Source organism: Nostoc flagelliforme FACHB-838 (genome assembly GCF_014698065.1).
Taxonomy (GTDB): domain Bacteria; phylum Cyanobacteriota; class Cyanobacteriia; order Cyanobacteriales; family Nostocaceae; genus Nostoc; species Nostoc flagelliforme_B.
Genome location: NZ_JACJSI010000017.1, coordinates 51,389 through 76,444 on the forward strand (window position 1 = coordinate 51,389; position 25,056 = coordinate 76,444).

At 41.3% G+C, this 25,056-nt stretch carries 25 protein-coding genes and 1 pseudogene; 12 read left to right on the plus strand and 14 right to left on the minus strand.

Features of this window, described 5'->3' with window-relative positions; all coding sequences use genetic code 11:
- The first annotated feature begins 12 nt into the window (after positions 1 to 12).
- Together H6G97_RS11525 and H6G97_RS11530 are read left to right on the plus strand one after the other, a co-directional pair.
- Entirely contained in the window at positions 13 to 519 is a 507-nt protein-coding gene (locus H6G97_RS11525; RefSeq protein WP_190940790.1) for a pentapeptide repeat-containing protein, read from the plus strand.
- Between the two features lie 116 nt (positions 520 to 635).
- A complete protein-coding gene (locus H6G97_RS11530; RefSeq protein ID WP_199349350.1) occupies positions 636 to 1,400 on the plus strand; it encodes an ABC transporter ATP-binding protein in 765 nt (254 codons plus the stop codon).
- Between the two features lie 84 nt (positions 1,401 to 1,484).
- Here H6G97_RS11530 and H6G97_RS11535 read toward each other — a convergent pair whose 3' ends face one another.
- Positions 1,485 to 2,015, minus strand: coding sequence for an orange carotenoid protein N-terminal domain-containing protein (locus H6G97_RS11535; protein WP_190940744.1), 531 nt, complete (start codon positions 2,013 to 2,015; stop codon positions 1,485 to 1,487).
- A gap of 222 nt (positions 2,016 to 2,237) precedes the next feature.
- On the opposite strand from H6G97_RS11535, the gene H6G97_RS11540 reads away from it, so the two are divergent.
- The gene (locus tag H6G97_RS11540; RefSeq protein WP_190940745.1) at positions 2,238 to 2,612 is read left to right on the plus strand and encodes a hypothetical protein; all 375 of its coding nucleotides are present in this window, start codon (positions 2,238 to 2,240) and stop codon (positions 2,610 to 2,612) included.
- Between the two features lie 222 nt (positions 2,613 to 2,834).
- Here the strand turns inward: H6G97_RS11540 and H6G97_RS52390 are convergent, their stop codons facing one another.
- Both H6G97_RS52390 and queG read right to left on the minus strand, forming a co-directional pair.
- Entirely contained in the window at positions 2,835 to 3,470 is a 636-nt protein-coding gene (locus tag H6G97_RS52390) for an HAD-IA family hydrolase (RefSeq protein WP_242054901.1), read from the minus strand.
- A pseudogene (gene queG / locus H6G97_RS52395) lies at positions 3,445 to 4,418 on the minus strand (tRNA epoxyqueuosine(34) reductase QueG). The gene H6G97_RS52390 and the pseudogene queG overlap by 26 nt, the downstream one beginning before the upstream one ends.
- A 538-nt stretch (positions 4,419 to 4,956) precedes the next feature.
- Here queG and H6G97_RS11550 point away from each other — a divergent pair.
- A complete protein-coding gene (locus H6G97_RS11550; protein WP_190940747.1) occupies positions 4,957 to 5,388 on the plus strand; it encodes a ketosteroid isomerase family protein in 432 nt (143 codons plus the stop codon).
- A gap of 242 nt (positions 5,389 to 5,630) precedes the next feature.
- Here H6G97_RS11550 and H6G97_RS11555 read toward each other — a convergent pair whose 3' ends face one another.
- From H6G97_RS11555 to H6G97_RS11565, 3 genes are all read right to left on the minus strand, one after another.
- Positions 5,631 to 6,056, minus strand: a complete 426-nt coding sequence (locus tag H6G97_RS11555) for an ATP-binding protein (protein WP_190940748.1) — start codon at positions 6,054 to 6,056, stop codon at positions 5,631 to 5,633.
- Positions 6,057 to 6,059: 3 nt separating this feature from the next.
- On the minus strand, positions 6,060 to 7,733 hold the full coding sequence (locus tag H6G97_RS11560) for a SpoIIE family protein phosphatase (RefSeq protein ID WP_190940749.1): 1,674 nt from the start codon (positions 7,731 to 7,733) through the stop codon (positions 6,060 to 6,062).
- A 163-nt stretch (positions 7,734 to 7,896) separates the two neighbouring features.
- Entirely contained in the window at positions 7,897 to 8,616 is a 720-nt protein-coding gene (locus H6G97_RS11565) for a response regulator transcription factor (RefSeq protein WP_190940750.1), read from the minus strand.
- Between the two features lie 424 nt (positions 8,617 to 9,040).
- On the opposite strand from H6G97_RS11565, the gene H6G97_RS11570 reads away from it, so the two are divergent.
- Positions 9,041 to 9,796 carry a WecB/TagA/CpsF family glycosyltransferase gene (locus H6G97_RS11570; protein WP_190940751.1) on the plus strand — a complete coding sequence of 252 codons (756 nt, stop codon included), beginning with the start codon at positions 9,041 to 9,043 and terminating at the stop codon, positions 9,794 to 9,796.
- A gap of 254 nt (positions 9,797 to 10,050) precedes the next feature.
- Positions 10,051 to 10,797, plus strand: coding sequence for a cell division ATP-binding protein FtsE (gene ftsE / locus H6G97_RS11575; protein ID WP_190940752.1), 747 nt, complete (start codon positions 10,051 to 10,053; stop codon positions 10,795 to 10,797).
- A 56-nt stretch (positions 10,798 to 10,853) separates the two neighbouring features.
- On the opposite strand, the gene H6G97_RS11580 is transcribed toward ftsE, so the two are convergent.
- Both H6G97_RS11580 and H6G97_RS11585 read right to left on the minus strand, forming a co-directional pair.
- Positions 10,854 to 11,651 carry an armadillo-type fold-containing protein gene (locus tag H6G97_RS11580; RefSeq protein WP_190940753.1) on the minus strand — a complete coding sequence of 266 codons (798 nt, stop codon included), beginning with the start codon at positions 11,649 to 11,651 and terminating at the stop codon, positions 10,854 to 10,856.
- Positions 11,652 to 11,833: 182 nt separating this feature from the next.
- Positions 11,834 to 12,418 (minus strand): hypothetical protein, encoded by a 585-nt coding sequence (locus tag H6G97_RS11585; RefSeq protein WP_190940754.1) that lies wholly within the window; start codon positions 12,416 to 12,418, stop codon positions 11,834 to 11,836.
- Positions 12,419 to 12,828: 410 nt separating this feature from the next.
- Between H6G97_RS11585 and H6G97_RS11590 the strand changes: the two genes are divergently transcribed.
- Entirely contained in the window at positions 12,829 to 13,725 is an 897-nt protein-coding gene (locus H6G97_RS11590; RefSeq protein ID WP_190940755.1) for an alpha/beta fold hydrolase, read from the plus strand.
- Positions 13,726 to 13,896: 171 nt separating this feature from the next.
- Here H6G97_RS11590 and H6G97_RS11595 read toward each other — a convergent pair whose 3' ends face one another.
- Positions 13,897 to 14,433: a DUF4330 domain-containing protein gene (locus tag H6G97_RS11595; protein ID WP_190940756.1), complete on the minus strand. Its 537-nt coding sequence runs from the start codon at positions 14,431 to 14,433 to the stop codon at positions 13,897 to 13,899.
- Between the two features lie 392 nt (positions 14,434 to 14,825).
- Between H6G97_RS11595 and H6G97_RS11600 the strand changes: the two genes are divergently transcribed.
- Positions 14,826 to 15,689 carry a M48 family metallopeptidase gene (locus H6G97_RS11600; protein ID WP_190940757.1) on the plus strand — a complete coding sequence of 288 codons (864 nt, stop codon included), beginning with the start codon at positions 14,826 to 14,828 and terminating at the stop codon, positions 15,687 to 15,689.
- Positions 15,690 to 15,745: 56 nt separating this feature from the next.
- Here H6G97_RS11600 and H6G97_RS11605 read toward each other — a convergent pair whose 3' ends face one another.
- On the minus strand, positions 15,746 to 16,501 hold the full coding sequence (locus H6G97_RS11605; RefSeq protein ID WP_190940758.1) for a metallophosphoesterase family protein: 756 nt from the start codon (positions 16,499 to 16,501) through the stop codon (positions 15,746 to 15,748).
- 269 nt (positions 16,502 to 16,770) lie between these two features.
- Between H6G97_RS11605 and H6G97_RS11610 the strand changes: the two genes are divergently transcribed.
- Positions 16,771 to 17,055 (plus strand): DUF2470 domain-containing protein, encoded by a 285-nt coding sequence (locus H6G97_RS11610; protein ID WP_190940759.1) that lies wholly within the window; start codon positions 16,771 to 16,773, stop codon positions 17,053 to 17,055.
- 83 nt (positions 17,056 to 17,138) lie between these two features.
- Positions 17,139 to 17,471: a DNA cytosine methyltransferase gene (locus H6G97_RS11615; RefSeq protein WP_242054899.1), complete on the plus strand. Its 333-nt coding sequence runs from the start codon at positions 17,139 to 17,141 to the stop codon at positions 17,469 to 17,471.
- A gap of 88 nt (positions 17,472 to 17,559) precedes the next feature.
- Here the strand turns inward: H6G97_RS11615 and H6G97_RS11620 are convergent, their stop codons facing one another.
- The 4 genes from H6G97_RS11620 to pheT all read right to left on the minus strand — a co-directional run bounded on the left by H6G97_RS11620 (position 17,560) and on the right by pheT (position 21,624).
- Entirely contained in the window at positions 17,560 to 18,354 is a 795-nt protein-coding gene (locus H6G97_RS11620; protein ID WP_190940760.1) for a Tab2/Atab2 family RNA-binding protein, read from the minus strand.
- Between the two features lie 26 nt (positions 18,355 to 18,380).
- Positions 18,381 to 18,776, minus strand: a complete 396-nt coding sequence (locus H6G97_RS11625) for a hypothetical protein (RefSeq protein ID WP_190940761.1) — start codon at positions 18,774 to 18,776, stop codon at positions 18,381 to 18,383.
- A gap of 27 nt (positions 18,777 to 18,803) precedes the next feature.
- Positions 18,804 to 19,073, minus strand: a complete 270-nt coding sequence (locus tag H6G97_RS11630) for a YciI family protein (protein ID WP_190940762.1) — start codon at positions 19,071 to 19,073, stop codon at positions 18,804 to 18,806.
- Positions 19,074 to 19,173: 100 nt separating this feature from the next.
- Positions 19,174 to 21,624: a phenylalanine--tRNA ligase subunit beta gene (pheT, locus tag H6G97_RS11635; RefSeq protein WP_190940763.1), complete on the minus strand. Its 2,451-nt coding sequence runs from the start codon at positions 21,622 to 21,624 to the stop codon at positions 19,174 to 19,176.
- A gap of 164 nt (positions 21,625 to 21,788) precedes the next feature.
- Between pheT and H6G97_RS11640 the strand changes: the two genes are divergently transcribed.
- A complete protein-coding gene (locus tag H6G97_RS11640) occupies positions 21,789 to 22,754 on the plus strand; it encodes a glycosyltransferase family 8 protein (protein ID WP_190940764.1) in 966 nt (321 codons plus the stop codon).
- Positions 22,755 to 23,544: 790 nt separating this feature from the next.
- Positions 23,545 to 24,909, plus strand: coding sequence for a hypothetical protein (locus H6G97_RS11645; protein ID WP_190940765.1), 1,365 nt, complete (start codon positions 23,545 to 23,547; stop codon positions 24,907 to 24,909).
- Positions 24,910 to 25,056: the final 147 nt, after the last annotated feature.

The following is a 25,056-nucleotide window of genomic DNA, read 5'->3' on the forward strand; positions in this document are numbered from 1 at the left end:
AATAATAAAGTTATGAAAAAGATTTTACTGCGTTTTTTGGGTTTAATTGTGATTTTGATACTAGCATTTGGGTGGATAATACTTAACCCCAAACCGGCTTTTGCTCAAATAAACACAATAAACTACAACAATATAAATTTAGAAAATCGTGACTTTTCTCATGCTGATTTGGCAGGTGTGACTTTTGTAGCCGCAGAAATGCGGGGGACGAATTTCCAAGGGGCGAATTTAACCAACGCAATTTTGACTAAAGGAGTTTTATTAAAGGCAAACCTGGAAGGCGCAAACTTGAGTGGCGCTTTAGTAGATCGTGTGACTATGGATGGTGCTAACCTGAGAAATGCAATTCTTACAGAAGCAACTTTGACCCGCAGCCGTTTTTATGATGCCGAAATTACAGGTGCTGATTTTACAGACGCTTTGATTGATCGCTATCAAGTGTCACTATTGTGTGAAAGAGCTGATGGGGTAAATCCGGTTACGGGTATGGCAACGCGAGATAGTTTGGGTTGTCGATAGTAAGGTAACGCAATATGCAACTTATTCTTAAGGTTTGAAAGAAAGTTGCACATCACGTAAGGAGTGTTATGGCGATCGCAATCATCGCCTTTCTACCAATTAACAACTAAATACTTATGGCAAATACTATTTCAATTACCGATTCTCCAATTCCCAATCCCATCCCGAAATCAACAATTATTCGTTTGGAGAATATTTTTAAAATATATGGCAGTGGCGAAACTGAAGTTCGAGCGCTGAACGATGTGAATTTGACTATCCACGAGGGCGAATATTGTTCAATTATGGGGCCTTCTGGTTCTGGTAAATCTACAGCCATGAATATTATCGGCTGTCTAGATCGCCCGACTTCTGGACACTATTATCTAGATAATCTCGATGTAGCCCAAATGAATGACACAAATTTGGCACACATCCGTAATAAAAAGCTGGGGTTTGTCTTTCAACAATTCCATTTATTGCCCCAACTAACAGCATTAGAAAATGTGATGCTGCCAATGGTGTATGCTAGCGTGAGTCCAAAAGAAAGAAGCGATCGCGCAACAGTTGCACTGACACGAGTAGGTTTAGCCAATCGCCTCAATAACAAACCAACTCAACTATCTGGTGGACAACAACAAAGAGTAGCGATCGCCCGGGCGATCGTCAATGATCCCGTAGTATTACTAGCCGATGAACCCACAGGCGCGCTTGATTCGCGCACAACCCAAGAAGTCTTAGATATTTTTGGTCAACTTAATGACAGTGGAATTACCGTTGTTATGGTAACTCATGAACCAGAAGTTGCTCGTCAAACCCAGCGCATCGTTTGGTTCCGTGATGGTCAAGTGGTACACTCCAATCTCACACCATCCAATTTGAGTCAGTTAGCTCTCTCATAAGTTATTAAAGTCCACCTACCCTGCGGGAAGACCAAGGTTAGGCGGACTTTATTTGTGTAACCGCGAAAAAGTCGCCAGTTCCAATTACAAACTTGACGTTTTTCCAGTTTCTGCTTGCGTCTCAATCGGCTTAACATCGGTGTAACCCACTTCACCAGCTATTGTCCGAAACACCGAAATTTGCTCGTCAAAATCTAATCCTTCAATCTGGGAAACCAGATCATTAATTGCCTTAGTTGGCTCGTAGCTAGCTGGTACATCAACCACCTTATCTCCCATAGCTACCGCCCAAGCATACCAAACTAACAACTGGTTGTTTTCTTTGATCGCCCCATAAGCGCGAGAATATTCTGTATCTTTGCGGTTAACTATATCCCGCATAATATCCAGTTGTTGCTCATCTGATAACTCAAAATAGTCTCTTAGCAGAAGTGGTGCTAACTCTGGTTCGGCCGCAGCAGGAGCAGCTGGCGTGATAGAATCACCCATTTTTTTATAAACTAAATAGAACCAAGCTAATTTGGCATCGGTATCTAAGGCGTTAAACGCATCCACCAAATTTTGAGTTTCATTGCTTTGGGCTTGAGAAATAGTTTTGTCATAACTTGCAGTCATTATTATTTATCTCCAAGGGAATTTAACAGGCCAAACTAAGTCGTACCAGAGTTTGAGAACCTGATTCTAGTATCAATAGAATGATTTAAATTAATTAGAAATTGCAGCTATTATCTACCTTTTAATAGAGGTAAAGTCACTCCTTAAGAAGCAAGAAAGTGGTGAATCGCTTTGCTAAGATTGCTCAAGTAAGCAATAAAAAATTTACTTAAGGTTTTAATTATGCCCGATGAAGTAAAGCCCAATTTAAATGAAGCTCCCACCCATGATGCACAATTAGCTGCCGAAAGCATAGCTAGTGGTGACGAAAAAGCGCCAAATGTCGATTTTGATGCTGATTATGCAACAGCACAGCAATTCAGTGTCAGCGATGTTGATCGCACAAGTGAAGGAGCAGCAGCAGCCGAAGCAGCCACTGCACCTAAATATCAAGTCTCTAAGCCACAAGAGACAAAAACTCAAGCACAATCAACTGGTAATCCTGATGATTATCTAGAGTTAGCAAAAGAAGTTGGGAATTCTAAGACTGAGGGTGTAACTAATGTCAGTGATGAACTAGTAAAACAAGCTTTGGAAAAGGGTCAACCCAAAAAGTAATTTTCCTAACCCAACATGAATCCCCCACTGTCTTGACCCTTCTCTAGGAGACGCTACGCTCAGAATCAACGCTTCGACTTCACTCGGCGTTGATTCTGACTCCTGTATTCAAAATGGCTAAATTCTTCTTCAAGAATGCCATAATTTACCCAATAGCTCTGCTACTTCTCTACAAGGTTTCTGGATGAGTATATTTAATTTCACCAGATTTCTATTAATTGATTAACGACTATTCATTACTTCTAGTAGTTCGCTAGGTTGCTGAATTAAATAATCTGGATTTTGCTTGGCTAGTACTTCCGATGAGTTAAAGCCCCAAGTCACTGCAATCACTTGGATATTTGCTTTCTTTGATGCTTCTATATCTCTGGTTTCATCTCCAACATAAATAACTTCTTGAGGTTTGAGTTGTTTTTGCCTCAGTACATTATTAATTATCGTTGTTTTACCAAAAATTGTAATTCCTGAGTAGATAAAATCGAATAGATGATTTAGTTCGTTAATTTTCAGAAATTGTGTAACATTTTCTTTAGAGTTAGAAGTGATAATACCCAGTTTATATCCTTGATTTTGCAATTCTATTAATGCTTCCTTAATTCCCGGAATTGGCTTTAATTCTGGAATTTTGTTTTTTAATTCTCCTTTAACTTTTTTAACTAAAAAAGGTATCTTAAATAGAGAAACTCCTGAATACTTAATGATTTCCCTAGATGTTAAGTTCTTGAGAAGGGCTAACTGCTCTGGGCTTATGTGTCTATAACCAAAGTCTATAGCTAGACGATTAGCAATACTTACAAGGGCATCTACTGTATCAGCAATTGTGCCATCAAAATCAAAAATAATTACTTTTGGGGTCATTCTTTGTCTGGATGCGTCAAGATTAGCTAGGGCGTTGCGTCGTAACATTTCTGGCTTAATCCGCCGCAAGGCAGATGCTGGAAATCGTTTATCCCACTCCTGATCTGAGATTTTGGCTAATTCTAACAGGTTGGGAGCAATATTCTCAGGATAAGGCTGAAATTCTGTAATATCAGTTGTTTGAGCAAAACGTTGATTCCAAGGACAAACATCTTGGCAAATGTCGCAACCAGCAACCCAGCCTTGCAAATGAGGCGTGATTGTCTCTGGTAATTTCTCAGCCCGATTTTCAATGGTATGATAAGCAATGCAGCGATTAGCATCAACAACAAAAGGCTGCGTAATTGCACCTGTAGGACAAGCCTGAAGACAACGAGTACAGCTACCGCAGTGTTCTGTATGCGGGCGATCGCTCTCTAATTCTAAATTAGTCAACACTTCTCCTAAAAATACCCAAGAGCCAAATTCGCGTGTAATCACATTACCATTCTTGGCAATCCAACCAATTCCGGCAAGTTGAGCCAACACTTTATCTTGGACTGGGCCAGTGTCTGCATAATAAATAGCTCTTACGCCAGTATCAAGTGATTCTAGCCACATAGATAGCTGCTTGAGTTTTTTATGCATCACCTTGTGATAATCTCTTCCCCAACCATAACGGGAAATTTTGGCGTATTCCTCACTTTCAGGACGTTGATGTGGTGTGTAGTAATTCAGCGCCACACATACTAGCGATCGCACTTCTGGCATCACTAAGCGGATATCCTGACGTTTCGGGTTAGCCATCCATTTCATATCGGCGTGATAACCCAGTTCAATCCATGCTTGTAACCTCTGCGCTTCTGTGGCATTTAACCTATCTACAGCAGTAATTCCAACTTTGTGAAAACCCAACTCGCTGGCTTTTTCTTTCACCACATTGCTGCTTGTTACGAAATGCTGATTCATTTTTTTATTGGGATTTCGCCTAAATAAAGGCGCTACAATTATACATTATCTAGTCAATACTTTATTTAAAATTTGTTACTTACCCTATAGATAGCCTGTTTTAAGAGACTATTTAACGCGATGTGCAACTTATTCTTAAAACCCCTCTCCAAACTTCTCCCCGAAACGGAGAGAGGCTTTGATTCTTGCTCCCCTTCCCTGGTAGGGAAGGGGTTGGAGGTTAGGGGTTAGGTTTGAGAGTAAAGCACATGGCGTTATTTATAAAGTAAACCTTAAATTGTCAGGTGCGTTATGCGCTGCTTTAACGCACTGGAAAATATGGTGCGTTACGGCTAAATTAGACTTTCTCAAACCTTCAAATTCCTACACAGCCGTAATACACCTGACTTTATAAATAGGCTTTAAGGTGCTATGCAGCTTAATACTTCCATCGTGAGGAAGATTTATCAGTACGTAACAATCTATCTCAACAGCAGCTTTCTTTTTACCTATTTTTGTACTGAAATTAGTATTCAGCTAGCATAATATAGGTAATTTTATGACCTCTGCTGAATTTGTGTCTCCACCACAGTTTAAAGAAGAATTCCAGATTGAGGGAATTACAGAACCAAGTGTAGTACGTTATTTTGAAACCTTAAATGCAGGAGAATTCGAGGCGACTGCTGCCTTGTTTGGGGTAGACGGTGTGATGCGTCCACCATTTGAATCTGATCTTGTGGGGACAGATGCGATCGCAGCCTATTTAAAACAAGAAGGTCAAAACATTAAAGCTTACCCCAACACAGGAATAGTCGAGACTTTAGAAAACGCTACGATCCAAATCCAGGTAACAGGCAAAGCCCAAACTTCCTGGTGTAATGTGAATGTTTTGTGGTTATTTATCCTCAATCAACAAGGGAAAATTTTATATACTAAAATCAAACTTTTAGCTTCTCCCAAAGAGTTGCTTTCTTTACGTCGTGAAGACTAACAAATAACTTTTAGGAGTCAGGAAAAATCCCCATAAATAAATTTAGGGGATTTCATGAGTTTTAATAAGGAAGAATATTTAATACTATTTTGCCTAAAAAGGGCAAAGTTTTAAACAAATATTCAGACGTTCTCTGACTCGCTACCGCTACGCTCTCACCCAGTGATACAAAACTAAGAGCTTGATTTTAACTCCTGAATTCTTGTTCATAAATAACATGACTTAAAAATAGCAACTTTTGTTTATTGGACTAACTCAGGTAAAGTAGCTTCTAACTTAAGACAGTTTGCACCATTAACCTGTAACTTGTAATCTACTTTATCCATGAGACGATTCATAATTAGCCAGCCATAACCACCTTCTTGTTTTTCCATAGGGTTTGGAGCGTAGTATTTAGACATATCAAAGCCTTCGCCGTAGTCCCAAACTTCTAGGGCCAAATCCCGGTCTTTGACTTCCAAACGCAGTAAAATTGGTAAATTTGGTTTATCCTTGTGGGCATGACGAACTGCATTTGAGTAAGCTTCCACTAAAGCCAGTCTTAAACGACTTGATTGCCGCGACCAGTCTACAGATTCTCCTAGCTGGATTTTCAAACATCCCAGCAACCAGTTTTCAACAATATTAAGAAAATTCAAGTCGCTTGGTACATGAAGCTCACTTTTCATTACTTATAAAATCTCCAGCGAAAGTATAGTTTGATCATCTTCTTGAACGTGATTATCTGCCTGGATGCGAGCTAATAAATGGTTAAGCGAAAGTGGTTGCTCCTCTTGTTGTAAGAGTTGCCAAAGACCATCTTGATTCAGCATAAAACGGTTCACTGGCTCAACAGCAGCTACTGTTTTGACCGTTGAATCAGGATTATTTGATACCATTGCTTCTGTAATTCCATCGCTGGCTAGCAACAATGTGTCTCCAGCAGCGAGAACCAAGCGACCAGACTCTGCCTGCCACTTAGGTAAGATTCCCAAAGGAACGCTGCGGACTTTGAGATAATTGGGATTGTCGGCTAAAGCCGAGCAGCGTGACCATAATAGTGGATAAATATGACCGGCATTAGTATAGACTAGTTCCTTAGTGCTAGGCGTATAACAAGCTAATACAAGGGTAATAAAATAGTTATTACTAATTAAATCTTCGCTCAGAGCGCGGTTGAGGTTTTGCATAACCACATTCGGCTCGGCTGGTGTTTCTTGAGATAATTCTCGGCGCAAAACGGAAATAATACTAGCCATAAATAACGCAGCGGGGACACCCTTGCCAGAAACGTCACCAACTGCTAACCATAAATCGCCTTTGGGATGAACAAATACTTCAAAAAAATCTCCTCCTACTTCCCGCGCCGGATAGCAGCAGGCTTGTACCTTCACACCTTTGATGTCAGGTAAACTTTGGCGTAGCAAGTTGTATTGAATTTGACGAGCTACCTCTAATTCAGTGTGAATCTGCTGTTGCTTTTCTTGGAGGCGCTGGTAGAGTTTTGCTTGAGATAGCGCTAAGGCTGCTTGTTCAGCAACACCTGCAATCAGTTGGATATCTTCGTCTTGCCAAGGGCGATCGCTTCCCCATTGGTGGAGAGCTAGCACAGCCAACAAATGTTGATGGTAGCTAAGTGGCACAACTAAGTTGTGGCAAGGATTACCGTTATATACATCTTGAGCGAGTTGATAATGACGGGTTTCCAGGACTTTTTCAATTAAAACACTGGGATCGAAGAAGCAATCTAATACAGTAGATTTAGGATCGTGGTAAACAAACTGGTCTTGTATGAGGCGATCGCTCTCTACTGGTCTGAGTAAACAACTGGTAGCTTCAAATGTTTCTCCAATAGTTGCGACAATTTTTTGTAGCATACTATCGTAGTCTAAAGATTCTCGAATTGCTGTTGTTACCGCATTAAACAAAGATTCTCGCCGTAGGGCCCGACGCAACTCTTGGGTGCGCTTCTTAACTAAGCGATATGTATCAGTAGCTTGCTCAACTAAGCCTCTCAGCCGTTCTGGATTCCAAGGTTTGGTAATATACTTGAATACCTGACCAGAGTTAATCGCATCTACCAAATCTTCGACATCAGTAAAACCAGTTAACAAAATCCTAATCGTGTCTGGAAAGCGTTCTACGGTGCGACTAAAAAATTCAGTCCCATTCATTTCTGGCATTCTTTGGTCAGAAATAATTACTGCCATTTCGCCAAATTGATCCAAGATTTCCATAGCACCCAATGCATGATTGGCTTTATATACTTGAAAATCTCGCCTAAAAGTGCGGTAGAGTAAGTCTAAGTTATCTGGCTCATCATCTACCACCATGAGCTTAAGTTTGTCCGCCCCGATCTCAGCCATATTTGACTTTTGTTTTCACATATTTGAATGGCGAGATAGCATGATGTTTATCCCACCTGATAGATAACAGAAAATTAGAGTTGCTATTCACTTTGAAAAAATAACTTTCTCAAAGTTGTAAGTTTCCCTTGATCATCCTCAATGATCCACACCCAAATTAACTTTATCCAACTAACCCAGAACGCAAGGCACGGACTGCTGCTTGGGTACGGTCATCGGCACATAGCTTATTCAAAATATTGCGAACGTGAGTTTTAACAGTCCCAACAGTGATGTAAAGCCTTTCCGCAATTACTGCATTACTACAACCTTCGACAATCAACTGTAACACTTCTAACTCCCTTTCTGTCAGTGTGTAAGGCTGGATTCCTTCCAGATTCTCAATAAAATCAGGGTTAGGGGAAATAGTCTTGTTATCGGCAAAAGCCGATTCCAACTTTTGGGGATTTTGTTGTGCTTGTTGTAATACAATTCGAGCGATCGCCGGATCGATCCAGGCGTTGCCATTGTAAGTTACTCGCACTGCTTCCAGCAAATTATCAAATTTGATATCTTTCATACAGTAAGAGTCTGCACCAGCGGCAAAAGCTGCCAATACCGCTTCTTTGTTATCCCGCAGCGTCAGAATTAACACTTTTGTAAGTAGCTGCTGTCCATTAGTAGTAGATTTTACCTCCCGCGTTAACTCAATGCCATCTTTATCTGGTAAACCAATATCTACAATGGCAATATCTGGTCGTACCATTTTTAACATTTTTAGTCCCTCAACAGCATTGGCAGCTTCACCTACAACTTCAATTTCATCCTTTTGCTGTAGTGCTGTCCGAATACCTACACGAGTTAGGTCATGATCTTCAATTAAAGCGATACGAATTTTACTCATAGCCAACTTCAGCCCGTGACACTACCTATAACCATAAAGTCGAGTTTCGTTACATACTCCTACACTAACTGCAAGTAGTATAGTGGAGGCTTTTGTTCCCGGAACCAGAGTTGCGAGTTGAGCGTTTTATACCGAGTGAATATTACACTTTAACAATATAAGTTGGGCTGGTTCAGCCCAAGTACAAGCGCCCAAAACTAATAGACATCTGGTGAAATTAATTATGTGTTACTTGAAATCCTTGTAGGACGTAGCACTGCTATATCTCTACATTCTTTTTCACTCATATCTCTAATTAGTTTAATTATGCTTTCTATTGTTGCAGGGCAATGGGCTATCTCTCCTGTAGAAGTTCTAATATAAAAAATTTGATAAACTTAACATTCATGCAAAATCTGGTGTGAGGATTACTCAAGAATAGGCTATGTCTAACGGCAATCAAGCATTTTCAGTGTTGGGAATACCAGTTCATGTGATGGCTAACTATCCAGGCTGGTTGCTAGAATGCCTGCACGCAGGCAGAGGAACTCATGTAGTAACGCTTAATGCAGAAATGACTATGCAGGCAGAGCAAAATCAATTATTAGCTCAGGTCATTAAAAATGCTGAACTCGTAATTCCAGATGGAGCCGGGGTGGTTTTGTATTTACGGTGGCTGTTATGGCAAAAAGTGCAGCGTTTTCCGGGGATTGAATTAGCAGAAAAACTTTTGCAAGAACTTGGGCAGCAGAAGATAGGAGCAAAGATATTTTTTTATGGAGGAGCGCCTGGAGTCGCCGCAAAAACGGCGGATTTTTGGCAGCAGCAAATTCCAGATTTGAATATAGTAGGCACTCACTCAGGCTACCATTCTCCAGAAGAAGAAGCACAATTGCGACAAACTCTTGTTCAATTGCAGCCACAAGTGATTTTTGTCGGTTTGGGAGTGCCACGTCAAGAGTTATGGATTGCCGAAAACCGCCATTTGTGTCCTCAAGCAATTTGGATTGGCGTTGGTGGCAGTTTTGATATTTGGTCGGGAACTAAAACTCGCGCTCCTGCCTGGTTAGGAAATAATAATTTGGAATGGTTGTATCGCCTTTATCAAGAACCTTGGCGCTGGCGGCGGATGTTGGCTTTGCCAGCCTTTGCGGTGAAAGCTTTTGTTTATCGTTTAACAGCAAGGGGTGCAATTAGTTAAGAGTAGGGCATGGGGATAGGAAACATGGTGACGCAAAGAAAGGATCAAATACTATCTCCATGTAAGAGTGTCCCTGTGTCCAATGCTGAATTCTGAGTGTTATTACTTAGCTAGTATTAAAATCTTCAAAAAGTTTTAAATTTTCTTTGTTGAATTTAAATTCCCAGGCGAAACCTGGGAATCCTTATTTTTGAGAGGAATGTCACATCTGAGCTACCAAACAGTTTGGTTGTGGGTATGAGGAAAATTTAACAATGCCAGTATTAACAACTCAAGTTAAGAAAGACAAATCCCTTCATAAAGAGAACTGTGAAACTCAACAGCATGGTGGCAATACTACTGCAAAGGTGAAATTGCAATCTGTAACCAAGACTTACACTAACGGCACTCACGCTTTGTTGAATGCGAACCTTGAGGTAAAAAAGGGAGAATTTTTGTTTATCACGGGGCCAAGTGGTTCTGGTAAATCAACGCTCTTGAAACTGCTGTATGGCCAGGAGTCGCCGACACAGGGAGAAGTAATTGTTGATGAATGTAATGTAGCGGGTTTACGGGGCGATCGCTTGTCATTATTGCGGCGACAAATTGGTATTGTGTTTCAAGACTACAAATTAATTACTCAACGAACAGTGGCAGAAAATGTCACTTTTGTCTTGCAAGCTCAAGGGTATACCCGTAAAGAAATTCAACGACGTTTAGAACCAACCTTGAAGTTGGTAGGTTTGCTGAATAAAGCTGACTGCTTTCCAGATCAACTCTCTGGGGGAGAGCAACAGCGCGTGAGTATTGCCCGTGCGATCGTTGGTACGCCACCCTTGCTGTTGGCAGATGAGCCGACTGGAAATCTCGATCCAGATAATTCTTGGCAAGTGATCCAGATTCTTCGAAAGTTAAATTCCTTTGGGGCTACAGTAATTGTTACCACCCACGATGAACAATTGGTGCGGCGGTGTAATCATCCGGTAGTGCAAGTTTGCAATGGACGGTTGTCTCGAAAATAGTTAATTGTCATTAGTTATTGGTCATTGGTCATTTGCAAAGGACAAAGGACAAAGGACTAATAAACGTGGTGTTTGACTTTTGCTGATACGGGTGTGAAAGTTGCAGCTGTTTTGGGTGATAAAACTTGTGGGCGATGGTCTTTGACCGACTGGAGGTCATCGCAGGCTTGTAAACTCTTAAAAGCTGCCTCTCGAACCACAACTTCTTTTTCTCGACTGAGTAGGAGTTGCAAGCATTCCACAACATCTTGCTGCACTGAAGAATCAACTCGCTGACGGCTGATCAATTTAGTTAGTTGACGTAGGGCAATCAACCGCTTCAATGGATCTTTTTCTGTTAAATTCACCAACAACCGATCCAGATGGTCTTCTTCTCGATTTTCATAGAAGTTGACAATTTGCCACACCAATAAAATTAAAGTTAACAGTGTTCCCACGCCTTGCACAATAGCACCAGCAGCAATCCAGTGACTGCGAGAGTCAACCCAAATTGCCGCTGCCATGTAAGTGCTGACAGTAGCAAGACCACCACTGACGACTGCTAAGGCTAATCGACGATTTGAACTATTTAAAGACTTATGTATTTTAGACCAACGCAATTGCCAGTCCCACTCCTGCATTGAGTAAACCAATACCATTACTCCAATGCCAATTAAGAGAGCCAATAGCAGTTTCCAGTTCCACAACAACATGGCAACGACGATTGTCAGGAACCCAAGAAAGCCCCCAGGCCCAGAGAAGCGCTTAAATGTTTGCTGCTTTATGGCTCCCTTTGTCTTGATTTTTGGAAGCGACCAGTTCCAGCTGGGGATTTGGTTGATCAATTGCTGCCAAGAAGACGAAGCCTGTGCCACAGTGTTTACCTACTTACTTACGAAATTACCTATTGTATAAGTTTTACTATGGATAAAGAAAGAATGAAGGCTCAAACCACAATATGCCCGCTTTTATGGACGGATAGTAGACTATTACAGGCGCAAATTAAGATACCATTTTCAATCGCTCAGAGCAAGGGCATCTTGTACGTAAGTCCTAATTAAAAACAAAAACGAAAGTTATCAAGGGTGAATTGACCATCAAAAGCACAGAAGGTAACGCTGTAGATGTCATTCACATTTATAGATAATAAGGTATTGGGAGAAATTGCCGAATCTGAGTTGGCAAGATTAGAGCCTGGTAGTGCAGTTTGAGCAAGCAGTTGCCGATCGCGATCATAAGCCGAAAGCACTAGCCGTTGCGAACTAGTGACAAAGGCGCTAACCGAATTAACCGGATGCAAGAAAGTAGCTTCTAAAAATCCGCTTTTGGGCGCTCCCATCAAAACTGTTAGCCCTGAATAGGCTGGAAATGCTGGATTTGATGGCTGTATTGCTAGAGAATTGTGAAAAATTACTCCCCAGCGTTCATACTGGCGCTCTACTGGTTCAAAACACTTTAAGTCTTCTAAGTCTAAACAAATACAAGTAGGTGCAGTCACTCTGGCAGCTTCAATAGCTGGCTCTACCTGACCCCGCCAAGCTGAAGCTGTAATTTCATGTTGTATATTAAGCTTGTCAAACGCAAATTTAGCGTCTTCAATCGTTGATAGTTTATTTGATTGAAGAGTGGCCTGCTTTACCATGACATCCCGCCTTATCATTACTTAAATAATAAAATTTTATTTATACGAAAAACACTGTTTTTCTACATACTACAAGTAGAATTAATAGCTTATTAAAATGGGTATTTTAACTATTTTTGACCCTTAAAATTATTGATGATTTTTCTGATAGATTACCATAAAAATTTATGCTGTATTCATCCTAGAGTGCTACTCGCTACTATGATAAACCCTTATAAAATAGTAATTTCAACCTTAAGTTACTTTTTATGATGAAAAAAAATCACCAAATCTTTACAAGTAATCCAAGCATTTTACATCTACTTAATCTGACGGTAGTGAGAAGTCTGATAATGATTGGTTCGCTGATAATAACAATGAGTAGGAAGTTGGAACTAAACACGTAAACACAAAAGTAATAAAAAATACTTATGCTTCAACCACTAGGATTTGAACAACGCTCCATAAATAGTTCACTAGGTAGGATAGTATACTATACTGCCACTGGGACACCTTGGCAGGATGATTTGACAACTAAAGATGATCGGGAAACTTTGGTGTTTCTACATGGCTTTGGTGGCGGGTCTTCTGCTTATGAGTGGTCGAAAGTTTATCCGGCTTTTGCCGCTGAATATCGGGTGATTGCGCCAGATTTGATCGGTTGGGGTAGGTCTGAGCATCCAGCACGGAGTTATAATATTGAGGATTATTTAACCAGTATTCGGGAGTTTTTCGAGCAAACTTGTACCGGGCCAGTAACTGCGATCGCTTCTTCTTTAACCGCAGCATTTACAATTCGGGTAGCAGCAGATCACCCTGATTTATTCAAGTCTTTAATTCTTACCACCCCCGCCGGACTTTCCGACTTTGGCGAAGACTACTCACGTAGTTTTTTTGCCCAGTTAGTTAGCGTTCCCATCGTTGATCGTTTACTTTACAGCACTGGAGTTGCTACTAGCGGTGGTATTCGCGGCTTCTTAGAACAACGGCAATTTGCTAAATCCAATCGAGTGTACGAGGAAATTGTAGATGCTTATCTACAATCCGCCCAACAACCAAATGCTGAATATGCAGCACTGTCCTTTGTACGTGGAGATTTATGCTTTGATTTATCCCTTTACATTCAAGAGTTGACCACTCCCACTGCCATTATTTGGGGACAAAAGTCAGAATTTACAGGGCCCTCAATTGGTCGCCGCCTTGCCGAAATCAATCCCCAAGCAATCCAATTTTTTCAACAGTTGGAAGATGTCGGGTTAACACCACAGTTGGAATTGCCAGCAGTGACAATTGGATTAATTCGCAAATTTTTGCCTTTGCTTAATTAATATGAGCAAAACTGCCACTGTGGTTCTGGGGGACTATATAGCAATCCTGAATAATTCGTGAAAAATAAGATAACCGACAACTTTTACGAAGTTGTCGGTGATCTACGGTTGGCAATTCTCACGAATCAAATAGGATTGTGATAGAAAAAATTATCAACAAAAGTCAGAATACTATTTATCTTTCAATCTGATATCAATGACAGTTGCATTGAAGTTATAGTTAAAGCCTTCTAACTCAAATGGCATCCCAATTTTTACTTTACTGCTACCTAGAACTGGCCCGCTTTCAGTGCTTTTGGCTTTGCCATCTAAAGTTATAAGCAAATCTGTACTAAAATTATTGGTTTTTGGATCTGGTAATTCTTTAACAGTGCCGTCTGGTTGGAAAACATTGACTGTTCTAGGTAGCAGTTGGACAGATTTAATTTCAATCGGCCCCCCGTATGGTTGATTGCGGATAATCACCTTAGTTTCCCCGCCTTTTTTTAAGCCGTTGTTAAATAATTGCTCAGGATCGCGTACATTCAAACCACGAACTACTAAGTCTACTTCTATGGGTACTATTTTATCACCGATTTGGGCTAGACCCAAGCTAGATAAGAAGGTAGACAAGATGACAAATATAACTAGCAGAGTTACTAGCGCAGCACCTAAATCTAGAAGGTTGATTTTGCCGAACAAACGACCTTTTGAATCTAAAACAGCCATAAAAAATTTTCCGAGGTAATAGCGAAGTAATTGATTGTAGGAAGAAGGTTTTCAATGGGAACGGCAATTTCCCTTATTTGGTAATAACTCAAAGCATCCGGGAGTTGTGGTTATGCGACAGTGTATCACGAGTTAGTAAGTTCTAAGGTACGGCCGCTAACCCTCAAACTTTCACCTGTTAAGACTGACGCACCTAGAAAGTAAAATTTAGTGTTTAAGCCTATCTTTAGAGGGAACCACTAGCCCCCCACAGTTCGGTAGATTGGCGTCAGGATTATGTGTATAACACTCCTTTGGGCTGGAGTTAAGAATGCAACTTAGAATACTCTAAATCCGTCTCATAGTTTATCCCATTATTTTATGTTCTCCCAAAATAATCTTCAAAGCGTATTATGTTCAACTGGAAAGGTTTTGTTACAAATTACCGTATGTGGCGGCGTCGCTGGTTTTATCCTCTAATTTCGGTTGTAGTCGCGCTGAGTCTTTGCCTGAGTACACCCTTGCCTGGAAGAACTTTAGACTTCTTGCCTCTTATATTGCAGGGAGTCCAGGTACTTCAGCTTTCTAATATATCCGATCGCCAGGAAACTGATATTGGCAAGCAGATTAATCAGGAAATACTGGGAAGTAAAATCCGACTTTACCGGAATTCTGAGGTTAATAGCTATGTAGAACAAATCGGTCGGCGTTTAGCAGCTAATAGCGATCGCCCCAATCTTCCCTTTACCTTCCAAGTAGTTGAAGATGATGCTATTAATGCTTTTGCTACTTTAGGAGGTTATGTATATGTCCACACGGGTTTGCTGAAAACTGCCGACAATGAAGCGGAACTAGCAAGTGTCATCGCTCATGAAATTGGTCACATTGGCGGTAAACACTTGGTTAAACAGATGCGGCAAAGAGCGATCGCTAGTGGTTTAGCAACAGCAACAGGTTTAGATCGCAATACGGCTGTGGGCATTGGTGTAGAACTTGCCTTGAATCGTCCTCGCAGTCGTCAAGATGAGTTTGATGCCGATCAAAGAGGGTTAAGAACTTTGACACGCGCTGGTTATGCCCAGTCTGGAATGGTTTCTTTTATGCAAAAGCTGCTGAAAAAAGGTGGTTCTACTCCAACATTTTTGAGTACGCACCCTGGAACTAGCGATCGCATTGATGCCCTCAGACGCGCAATTAAATCTCAACCTAGTAATGGAAAATATGGTTTAGATAATGCTAGTTATAGAGCTAATATTCGACCATTAGCCAAGTCTTGAGGATATTGACTATAGTTCTCTCCTGGTCTCCTAGTCCCTCTCATCTCAAATATTGCTCAATTCCTATTGCGACGATCAAGCTTGATTTTGGCTGGATCAATGGTAATTACAACCTCTTCTAAAGGCAGGGTACGGATATAGTTTTTAAAGATATTAACTTGATAAACCAAGTTATTTGTGACATCGAGTCCAGTCAACCATCCACTCCGGGGATGATAAGCACCAGTATCTATGTCTAGCCATCCCTGTCCCCGTGCTAGTTTTCCAGGAGAAACACCCGGCAGGGTAAAGGTAATAGTATGACCGATGATAATTTGCTTATCTGGAAAGTAGGGTTTTTCAATGCTGTGAAATTCCTCTCGTATCCAGCACAGTTGGTCAGCAGTTTGTTCTGCCACCAATCTGGAAGGGTCAACACCAGCATGAGTTAACCAAATATCCCCCAAGTCAAGGTATGTAGGCAAATTTTTTAACCAATCCAGATGGTCATCAGGAATTGGAGCCTCTTGGTAACTAGCCACTGTAGCTTGCCCTCCACCATACAGCCATGCTTGCATCGTCGAAGAAGAAGTCCTTTCATTGGTCAGAATGTTTAATAACATCTGCTCATGATTTCCCAGCAAACACGGGTAGTTATTTCGCTTGACAAAATTAACTACTTGTGCACTATGAGGCCCGCGATCGATTAAGTCTCCCAGAAAATAAACTTGATCCTCTGACGTGGGGGCGATCGCCTCCAACAATGTCATTAAACCTTCGTAGTGTCCATGCACATCCCCAATTACAATTCGTCTGGGGCTAGTTTCGCTCATTGTCTCTTAGCTGCAATAGTTTGGCTAATACTTCTGCTACAGTTTAAGCTGTCTGCGTTCCGCAATAGAAGGTAAAAATACTGGATAATGTTTATCTTAATTTAATTGTTGTATAAGTAATAAACTTAACTTATCAAATATATACAAGAGCAGTTGTTTTTCACATATCACTTATAATAACGATGGCATAAGACCAGCTTTTTTTGCTAATTTAAAATATCTAGCTAAGAATTTAGGCTCTTGCCATATCAATCACTTTCAACTTCACAATGTCTAAAGATTTTTCTACTGAAATTAGTTCGCGCATCTGCAAACACATGAATGATGATCATGCTGATGCTGTAACTCTTTACGTTAAAGCTTTTGGCGGTGTAACAGATGCGAGCGCAGCCGAAATGCTGTCAATTGATGCACAGGGTATGAATTTAACAGCGCAAGTGAATGGGGAAGTTGTACCAGTTCGCATTCAGTTTGATCATGTTTTAGCAGATGCGGAAGATGCTCATCAAACTTTGATTGCGATGGTGAAGCAGGCGCGGATAAAGGCTAAGTAACTTACAGAGATTTTAAATTGAATAGACCATACACGTAGGGGCACAATATATTGTGCCCCTACAATAATTTTTATTCCACGCATTTGAATATTGCTGTAATCTCTACGGAGGAAATTCGGTTTGTTGATTTATTTTCAGGAATAGGGGGAATTAGATTAGCCTTTGAACAGACGGCTCATTCTTTAAATATAGAAAGTGAATGCGTTTTAAGCAGCGAAATTAATACAGATGGTCAATTAGTTTATGAAAAAAACTTTGGTCATACAGCTTTAGGTGATATTCGATTAATTGATAAACTACCAGAACATGAATTTTTACTAGTGAGTATTAATTTAGTCAAAGCTGTGGCTCAGGAAGCGATCATGAAAGCCTTCTATTTTACTCAACAAATATACTCAAATTACAGTAAAGCCTAGACATATAGTGCCTTGCAGTCAGACATCGCTTTAGTCTATTTCTTTAGCCGTAGAAATTAAACGGAAAAATATTTTTGACAGATTAATATCAATTTTCTGCCTGCAACAACCAAAAGCCGCTATAAGTCATCCCAGAATCATCGGGTTGAACTAACAAAAAATGCAATCCTCGGCAATGCTTTTTGCCTTGTTCAAATGTTTGGCCTGCTGTTGTAACTTCTGGATCTTCAAAAGTGGCAACAATCCATCTATCCACTAAACCAGCTTCTAATATTAAGCCATCCGGTGCGCCAGAAATGTAGTTTAATGCCACAGAACGGGCTTGTTGCAACCACCGTGCTAGGCGCATCGATTGCCGTCCACCATAAATTACTACACCAGGAACAGGGACTGTTGATGCTAAACCTAAATTGATCGGTTTGAGATGTTCTGGGATGTGCAAAATGGGAATGGGGCGATCGCTAAATGTCGTTTCTACATCACTAGCAGCTAAACTTGCAAAACGCCATTGTTCTCCCCAGAGGTTTTCTGGCAATGGTGCTGGGGGTGGTTTATCCAGTGTTGAGGGATATTGCTTTTCTTGTAACCACTGCTTTAACGCCAAAGTATGGCGGGTAGGCTCGACATTTATACTTAAATTACGTCCAGCCGCTTCAATTAAACTTAGTGACTGCGGACGAAATACCTGGATTACATCTGGCAATTTTTCACCAGCAGCTAGCTCAAGTTGAGTAGCAACCCAATTAGAATTTGCTGCTGACTGGAGACAGGTAGCTTCATACTTAAAGCTACGAGTTGCATCACAAATCAACAAATCCCATAAAACTTGTCCAGATGCATCTTGTGAGGGACGACGATAAAAATCAACCTGCCAAATTTTCATAGTGTGGGGAGTGGGGAGAAATCAATTCAAAATTCAAAATTCAAAATTGTACTCTTACAGGGAAGCAAGCTACGTGCAGCGTCTCGTAGAGAAGAAAAAAACTGGAGGTGATGTAGCTTTAGCTTCCCGTAGCGTGGGAGATGGGGGAAAGTTAAAACTGAAAGTTTCAAGCTCAGAGGTTCAACTTCCGAGTTCAAAGGGTTAACATTCAAGCTCAAAGGTTCAACTTCCGAGTTCAAAGGCTTAACATTCATGCTCAGAGGCTCAACTTCCGAGTTCAAAAGCTCAACGTTCATGTTCAGAAGCTCAACTTCCGAGTTCAAAGGCTCAACGTTCATGTTCAGAAGCTCACCTTCCGAGTTCAAAGGCTCAACGTTCATGCTCAGAGGCTCAACTTCCGAGTTCAAAGGCTCAACGTTCATGCTCATCTCCCCATACCCAACACCAATTTAGAAAGCCTGAATCCATTCTTTGACAGAATATTCAGTCCAGATGCCATTTTTCCAGTAGGGGTCATTTTCAATCAGCTGGCGCACAGTAGCTTCGTCTTCAGCTTCGTAAATCCCAAAAACTTTTGTGACATCTTTGGTGGGGCCTATAGTAATTAGCACACCGGATTCTTTCTGTTTTGCTAATCCGTCTAAATGAGCTTGACGGTGGGGGACACGTTTTTCAAGAACGTCTTCGCAGTAAGTTCCCGAAAGAATATATTTAGGCATGGTTAATCAATTAAAAATTTAAAATCTTAGTTTACAGGGTACAGGGTACAGGGGATAGTTTTTCTTTGCTGTACCCTGTAACCTTTCCCCTTCTTTACTCCTAACTTCTCAAGTTCACGCCGAATTTTTCCACCAAGGCTTCGCGGACTTTATTGTGTACTGGTTCAACTTCAGCCTCAGTTAGAGTGCGATCGCTAGCCCGATAAATTAAGCGGAATGCTAAACTCCGTTGTCCTTCGGGGACATTTTCACCCCGATATTCATCAAATAATTCCACAGATTCGAGCAAATCTTTACCCGCTTTGGTAATTACCTTTTCAATTTCGGAAACTGAGATTTTCACGGGTGCGAAAAAGGCGATGTCGCGATCGCTAGCTGGATAGGTAGAATAAGGCTGGAATGTAGGAACGAGAACTTCATCTTCTCCCAGAGATCCTAAAAGCACATCTAGATCCAACTGGAAAACATAAACGGAATCTGGTAAACCTTTTTCTCGTCGCAATTGGGGATGGAGTTGCCCAAAAATACCTAGTCTGTTACCCCGAATCCACAAGGAAGCGGTACGTCCTGGATGTAAGCGATCGTCGCGGCGATCGGGTTGAAATTCTACCTGCAAGGCAAGTTGCCGAAATACACTTTCTAAAATGCCTTTGGCTTCAAACCAGGTGATGGGTTCTTCGCGGCCACTTTTTGACCATTTGCCAACGGTGCGATCGCCTCCCATAATCCCAGCCAGGGCTTCTGTTTCTTGCAAACCATCTTCTTCTCGCCAGAAAATTTGCCCGATTTCAAAGCCATTAAGGGCACCATTACCCTGCTCTAAATTGTATTGAAAGGCATCAATCAACCCAGATATCAAATCGTTTCGCAGCGCTGAATATTCGGCAAATAATGGGTTTGACAGTACTATCTGTCTTTCTTCTCCTGGTTTGACTAAAGAATAGTGGATTAATTCTGTCAATCCTTCAGCCCGCAAAAAAGCTCGTAACTTGCGAATCAGTTCCTCGTCTAAAGTTAAATAACCAGCTTCCGCTTTTTCTGGTAAAGTATCGCAGAATTTGTTGTACCCATAGAGACGAGCTATTTCTTCAATTAAATCAATTTCTCGCTCTAAGTCGCGGTAACGATAGGGTGGGACAGAAACTGACCATCTGGGTCGATGGGTGCTATCTCCTCCTGAAGGAGTTAACTGACATCCCAATGCAGTCAGGATGCGCTCAACATCTTTTTCTTGGAGTTCACCAGTGTCCTCTCCTAAATCTATCGGCCCTAGTATTTGATTAACGCGGTCTAAACGCAGGGCGATAGAACGACTCCAGGTAGAAGGATCGGGGCGGGTGTCGGCAATTTCTTGCTGGACTATAATTCCACTAGCCAATTCGCTAATTAAGGATAAGGCGCGGCGATTAGCTATTTCCAATTCAGCTCGGTTAACTCCCCGTTCATATCTGCCAGAAGCTTCACTTCTTAAGCCAACACTGCGGGAAGAACGGCGAATTGCCACGGAATCAAATAAAGCTGCTTCTAAAACTAGACTTTGAGTCCCTTCATAGACTTCCGTTTCTTCTCCACCCATGACTCCCGCCAGTGCAACGGATCTTTCGTTAGCGGTAATTAACAAATTTTGGGTTGATAGAGTGCGAGTTTGTCCATCCAGGGTTTTGAGGGATTCTCCATTATTGGCGAAACGAACGCCGATGGTTAAATTTTCGCTACTTGCAACAGATTTTAGGCGATCGCAATCAAAGGCGTGCAATGGTTGTCCCCATTCCAACAAAACGTAGTTAGTAATATCCACAACATTACTGATGGGACGTACACCAGCAGCCCTTAAACGCTGTTGCAACCATTCGGGAGATGGGGCAATTTTAACTTGTTCAATTACCGTACCAATGTATGCAGGACAAGCTTGGGTATCGGCAATTTTTAAAGTTAAATTTCCGGTACTTTTGGAAATGGAGACTTCAGCAGGTTCAGAAATACTCAATTTTCCACCAGTTAAAGCTGCTACTTCCCTTGCTACGCCTACCATACTCAGAGCGTCAGCGCGATTGGCAGTTGCAGTTAAGTCTAGAATCACATCATCTAGACCCAACAACGGCCGCACATCACTACCCAAGGGTAAGTTTTCCTGAGTAAAAATATGAATTCCGTCTACATCGGTGGGCAAACCAAGTTCTTTTAAAGAACAAATCATGCCCTGAGATGGGACACCACGCAATTTTGCAGGCTTAATTTTTAAATCGATGTTGGGTAAGTAAGTACCTGTAGTTGCTACTGGCACATAGATATCTGCCTTCACATTGGCAGCGCCACAGACAATATTTAAAGTCTCACCTGCACCGACATCCACTTGGCAAACACTCAATTTATCGGCGTTGGGATGAGGTTGACGCTCAAGCACTTTCCCTACAACCACGCCATTTGCCCAAGTGCGGCGATCTTCAATATCTTCAACCTCAAACCCTGCCATTGTCAGGGTTTCGGCTAATTCTTCTGGACTAAGTTTTATCTCTACTAGTTCGCGCAGCCAATTTAGAGAAATACGCATGGAGTGTGCTTGTTTTAGGAATCGTCTTTTGTTTTTATTTTAGGGTGACTACTAGCGATCGATGGCTACTCATCCCGCAAGGCGTACCCTTTCACTTGAACAATCCTACTACGTTAGACTGACAGAACAATCTTTGATGCTAAACAATATATAAAAATGCAATAATGACAATCCTATCAAACGAAAAATCAATTGTTCTTGTTTGTGCTGCTGATGATAACTACTCTATGCCTATAGCATCGGCTACCCGCTCAGTTATTGCTAATTTCCAAAGTGAGCACAAGTTGCTTCTATATATTATTGATGGTGGAATTAGTAAACTCAACAAACATAGAATTATCAAAAACTTAAAATCTGAGGAAGTCAGTATCAATTGGCTCAAGCCTAAAAAGCAGCACTTCAAAAACGTACAAACTTCATCCACTATTACAATTGCTGCTTACTATCGGCTTTTAATTCCTCAACTGTTACCAAAGCAATTTAATAAGGCAATTTACATTGATAGCGATGTGATTGTTCAAGGAAATATAGAGCAATTATGGAATATTGATATTGGAGAATGTTATCTCTTGGCAACACAGGATATGGGAGCGCCTTATGTATCTTCGCCAAGAGGACTCATTAATTATCAAAATCTTGGCATTTCCTCAGAATCTAAATACTTTAATTCCGGGGTTTTAGTAATGAATCTCAAAAAATGGCGGGAAGATAATATTTTTGAAAAAGTAATTGAGTATGTGAGGATAAATAAACAGTATGTGCGCTGGCACGATCAAGATGGGTTGAATGCTATTCTTGCAGGAAAATGGGGCCAACTTGAACCCAAATGGAATCAAATGCCATATTTGTTTCAATATTCATCTTGGCAAGATAGTCCGTTTACAGAAGATGTATTCAATCAGCTAATTAATAATCCTGATATTATTCATTTTTCAACTAGGGATAAGCCTTGGCACAATAGTTGTAACCATCCTTACAAAGATTTATTTTTTCAATACCTTGATAATTCAATTTGGTCTAATTGGTCTGCTGAACAAGCTGTAAAAAAAGAAAGGCAAAAACAGATTGCGTTTTTTAGTAACATTTATTATATGGCAAAGCAGCGAATTAAGTCACTGTTAAAAGCATAATAAAAAACTAAATCTCTCTTTCAACCGAAAAAAGTAAGTAAACTCAAGAGTTGCAAGCCTATAGCGCTTACAATTCAGATGCAGTACAACATTACGTCACAAAGTGTAGGGACACGGCACTGCTGTGTCCCTACGGTTATACTTTTCCTTGTGTCTTGGCTTCTGTCAATTGAGAGATATGTTTGAGCCAACTAGTACCGCAAGGCGGAAGTCAAAAATAAAAAGTTTTATGGAATAAACTCTTTATGGCTTTTCAATAATCTGCTTATTTACGCCATGCCGTACTAAATACACTAGTTTTCTTATTCGCCACAAGTTTTTAAATCCTAGAAATAAATAAGTTAACAGCATCAGCGATCGCAGAACTTGAATCTTTAAAACTAGATAAAACCTCACAAGTAATATTTTCTTACTCAATAGACGACAGAAATCAGACTTCACTCTTTTTTGTAGTGTAATTGCATTGGATTGTAGTACTTAAAAGAGAGAAATTCGCCCTATTTGAGCCGAAAAATTACTGCTAAAACTGCCTCTAAAGCATTGCCCATAGTAATTATCGGGCAATTTATCTAAAATCTATCTGAACAATATCGAAAGAATAGACAATCTAATCTAAATTTTGTTCATTTAAAATACAAACCTGATTTTATATACTTTTACTGAGTGTGGTACTTGCGGTTTTTATTAGCGTTGTTTGTTGAAGATGAAAGTCAAATAATGCTTTCATTCACGTCGTCGATCTTTCTTTTGATAGAGGGATTTCAGTTTAAGTAATAGGAACTTAATTCTAATGGCAACTTCTGACAATAGCAATCAAACTGCTGGATCACAAGATACTAGCAACAATTTATCTGGTAACGGAAATTTTTCTTTCAGTGATGGCAAATGGCAGTCCACCGATGGCAGCAGTTTAGATGGTAGCGGTGGCTCCGGTAACAGTGGCTCCGGTGGCGGTGGCTTTAGTGGCGGTGGCTTCGGTGGCGGTGGCTTCGGTGGCGGTGCCTCCGGTGGCGCTGCTAGTGGTAGCGGTGGCTTCGCTTCCTTCATTGGTGGTGGTAACTCATCCACAATCAGCGAAGATGGAAAGTACGCCTACAATTACGAGCGACCACTCGACGAGCGGGCTTTAACTGATACTAATAATCCGTTCAATCAACTGGTCGGAGTCCTTGGCGGTGATACCAGCGCATTAGGTGGTGGTAGCAACCCCTTTGCTGCTGCTGGCGCATCTGGTGGTAACGCATCTGCTGGTAGCGGCGGCAACCCCTCTGCTGATGGCGCATCTGGCGGTAACGCATCTGCTGGTAGCGGTGGCAGCCTCTCTGCTGGTGGCGCATCTGGTGGTAACGCATCTGCTGGTAGCGGCGGCAACCCCTCTGCTGGTGGCGCATCTAGCGGTAACGCTTCTGGTGGTAGCGGCAACCCCTTTGCTGGTGGTGGCCCATCTGGTGGTAACACATCTGGCACTAGCAGCAACCTCCCTGGTAACTTACCATTTGGCAACACTCCCCCCTCTGAGGAAAGTGGTAGCAACCTACCTGAAACTGGCAATGGTCTACCTGTACCTTATAAGAGCGACAACTGGATATCTGATATTCAAAACTTAGATGGTGCAAATGCTACCGGTAACAGTGGCCAAGGTAGCGGTAACTGGCTATATGGTAGTAACAACACAACCGACGGTAATGGTAACTGGAATTTTGGTGGTAGCAACACAACCAACGGTAACGGTAACTGGAACTACGGTGATGGCGGCAAAACCGAAGGTAATGGCAACTGGGGCTTTGGTAACGAGAATACAACCAACGGTAACGGTAACTGGAACTTAGGCAATAACAACGACATCCTTGGTAATGCCAATACACTACCTGGTAGTAGCAACGACATCCTTGGTAGTGGCAACACTGCCAGTGTAAATAACAGCAATCTCCTTGGAAACCGGATTGAAGCCAGTGGTGATAACAAAACACTCGTTGGTAATGAAGGCTGGAATTTCTCTGTTGGTGGCGAACTGATGTCGCTAGGTAGCACTACACCCAACCAAGATATAGGAACTGATGTCAAGAGTTTACTCAGCAGTTCTGACCTGATAACATCCGCCATGTCAAATCCAGGCTACAACAACCCAAATTATGATTTCTCTACCATAGCCTAAAATTTTGTAGCATACAAAAGCCAGTTTTTGCATTGGTAAGCCTGTCTATTGTGGCATTGGCTTTTTTGCCAACTTGAGTTGATTACATTTTGAATACAATACTTCTTGGTTAAGCTTTGCAGTTGACATTGCTCTCATTGAGCAGCG

What these genes read in the sequence shown, in the direction of transcription:
- H6G97_RS11600 (WP_190940757.1), top strand. Translation starts at nt 14,826, where the DNA reads ATGTTCAACTGGAAAGGTTTTGTTACAAATTACCGTATGTGGCGGCGT.
- pheT (WP_190940763.1), bottom strand. Translation starts at nt 21,624, where the DNA reads ATGCGTATTTCTCTAAATTGGCTGCGCGAACTAGTAGAGATAAAACTT.
- H6G97_RS11595 (WP_190940756.1), bottom strand. Translation starts at nt 14,433, where the DNA reads ATGGCTGTTTTAGATTCAAAAGGTCGTTTGTTCGGCAAAATCAACCTT.
- H6G97_RS11555 (WP_190940748.1), bottom strand. Translation starts at nt 6,056, where the DNA reads ATGAAAAGTGAGCTTCATGTACCAAGCGACTTGAATTTTCTTAATATT.
- H6G97_RS52390 (WP_242054901.1), bottom strand. Translation starts at nt 3,470, where the DNA reads ATGACCCCAAAAGTAATTATTTTTGATTTTGATGGCACAATTGCTGAT.
- H6G97_RS11585 (WP_190940754.1), bottom strand. Translation starts at nt 12,418, where the DNA reads ATGGTAAAGCAGGCCACTCTTCAATCAAATAAACTATCAACGATTGAA.
- H6G97_RS11550 (WP_190940747.1), top strand. Translation starts at nt 4,957, where the DNA reads ATGACCTCTGCTGAATTTGTGTCTCCACCACAGTTTAAAGAAGAATTC.
- H6G97_RS11640 (WP_190940764.1), top strand. Translation starts at nt 21,789, where the DNA reads ATGACAATCCTATCAAACGAAAAATCAATTGTTCTTGTTTGTGCTGCT.
- H6G97_RS11620 (WP_190940760.1), bottom strand. Translation starts at nt 18,354, where the DNA reads ATGAAAATTTGGCAGGTTGATTTTTATCGTCGTCCCTCACAAGATGCA.
- H6G97_RS11565 (WP_190940750.1), bottom strand. Translation starts at nt 8,616, where the DNA reads ATGAGTAAAATTCGTATCGCTTTAATTGAAGATCATGACCTAACTCGT.
- ftsE (WP_190940752.1), top strand. Translation starts at nt 10,051, where the DNA reads ATGCCAGTATTAACAACTCAAGTTAAGAAAGACAAATCCCTTCATAAA.
- H6G97_RS11625 (WP_190940761.1), bottom strand. Translation starts at nt 18,776, where the DNA reads ATGAACGTTGAGCCTTTGAACTCGGAAGTTGAGCCTCTGAGCATGAAC.
- H6G97_RS11645 (WP_190940765.1), top strand. Translation starts at nt 23,545, where the DNA reads ATGGCAACTTCTGACAATAGCAATCAAACTGCTGGATCACAAGATACT.
- H6G97_RS11540 (WP_190940745.1), top strand. Translation starts at nt 2,238, where the DNA reads ATGCCCGATGAAGTAAAGCCCAATTTAAATGAAGCTCCCACCCATGAT.
- H6G97_RS11560 (WP_190940749.1), bottom strand. Translation starts at nt 7,733, where the DNA reads ATGGCTGAGATCGGGGCGGACAAACTTAAGCTCATGGTGGTAGATGAT.
- H6G97_RS11570 (WP_190940751.1), top strand. Translation starts at nt 9,041, where the DNA reads ATGTCTAACGGCAATCAAGCATTTTCAGTGTTGGGAATACCAGTTCAT.
- H6G97_RS11610 (WP_190940759.1), top strand. Translation starts at nt 16,771, where the DNA reads ATGTCTAAAGATTTTTCTACTGAAATTAGTTCGCGCATCTGCAAACAC.
- H6G97_RS11630 (WP_190940762.1), bottom strand. Translation starts at nt 19,073, where the DNA reads ATGCCTAAATATATTCTTTCGGGAACTTACTGCGAAGACGTTCTTGAA.
- H6G97_RS11590 (WP_190940755.1), top strand. Translation starts at nt 12,829, where the DNA reads ATGCTTCAACCACTAGGATTTGAACAACGCTCCATAAATAGTTCACTA.
- H6G97_RS11530 (WP_199349350.1), top strand. Translation starts at nt 636, where the DNA reads ATGGCAAATACTATTTCAATTACCGATTCTCCAATTCCCAATCCCATC.
- H6G97_RS11605 (WP_190940758.1), bottom strand. Translation starts at nt 16,501, where the DNA reads ATGAGCGAAACTAGCCCCAGACGAATTGTAATTGGGGATGTGCATGGA.
- H6G97_RS11525 (WP_190940790.1), top strand. Translation starts at nt 13, where the DNA reads ATGAAAAAGATTTTACTGCGTTTTTTGGGTTTAATTGTGATTTTGATA.
- H6G97_RS11535 (WP_190940744.1), bottom strand. Translation starts at nt 2,015, where the DNA reads ATGACTGCAAGTTATGACAAAACTATTTCTCAAGCCCAAAGCAATGAA.